Raw genomic sequence first — 1,193 nt, forward strand, 5'->3', positions numbered from 1 at the left:
GAGCCTTTTGTGGCTCATAAAGTTTTGAAATTGATGTTAGATGTAAAACATCTAACTAAGCGATCACAGCGGAATCATAGATTCCGTGTACCTGCTTATATTTAAAGTGCTCATTGAGCACCGCACATCTGGCTTTTTATAATGCATTACTTACATTGTTCAGTTTTCAGGGAACGAGGTGTCTCGGACATGCTATTGCATGCTTTGTTCAGGAGTATTCTTTATCACTCGCTTACCAACCGCGACATTTATATATGCTATCATGTTTATTACATCATGTCAACATAATATTTTTTCCTTTTTTGTGTTGTCACTTGCAGCAACTTTCATATAGTATCATGAAACACACATTACGTCAACTATAAACTCTCAAAATTAATAAATTTATATTTTAATTTATACTTATTAATTTAAAGTTTTCTATTGCTTGTTTACAAATTCCCTTTGAGTAAATCATCTTTTAGTAATATAATGTTAAGTACAACAATAAATTATAATTATTAAGGAGGGTGAAATTTATGTTTGTACTTAACTTTCAATCGCCAAACCATGAAAAGTTATTAATTAGTCGTCAGAAGAACTGTACTGTTCGTCTCGGAGATATGAAAAATACTTACCCTGAAAACTCAATGGTATGGATAACTGTCGGCCAAAAATTTAAAACTAAAAAAAAGCTATATCCCGCAATGATTGATCGGGTTCTAATAAAGAAATTTTCTGAGCTCACTACTCATGATCTAGACCATCAAAACCCTGAAATTAAAACTGTAGAAGAATTACTTGCTTTCTTTGAAAAAATTTATCAAAAATCTCTTACTCTAGATGACACTGTAACTGTAATCTATTTTTCAGAAATAATTGAAGGATAAATGGAAACGGGTTAAGCTTTGTGGCACAAAACACCTGCTATATAATAGCGGGTGTTTTTTATCATATAAGCAGATAAGCAGAGAACCAAGTTATTAGGAGCAACGCGACGCTAGAACTTGCGTGAATCGCTTAGTTCCAAGCGGAGCGTGGAACCTCCTTATACAACAAAAAAACCCATACCTTATACAGGTACAGGCATATTTCATATTCCCTGAAAACTTCACAGAAGAAAGACTACGCAATTAGTTCTATCAAATGTTTGCACTTGTGCAAACGAGGTATTTAAGTCAAGTCCTCGGCCTATTAGTACCAGTCAGCTACAT

Annotated in this window: 1 protein-coding gene; it reads left to right on the top strand. The window is 33.6% G+C overall.

Annotated features, from left to right (window positions below; all coding sequences use genetic code 11):
- Positions 1-518 precede the first annotated feature (518 nt).
- Positions 519-869 (top strand): ASCH domain-containing protein, encoded by a 351-nt coding sequence (locus GT1_RS21845; RefSeq protein WP_188400492.1) that lies wholly within the window; start codon positions 519-521, stop codon positions 867-869.
- The last annotated feature ends 324 nt before the right edge of the window (positions 870-1,193 follow it).

The sequence above is a fragment of the Sporomusa sp. GT1 genome (genome assembly GCF_014634905.1).
Taxonomy (GTDB): domain Bacteria; phylum Bacillota; class Negativicutes; order Sporomusales; family Sporomusaceae; genus Sporomusa; species Sporomusa sphaeroides.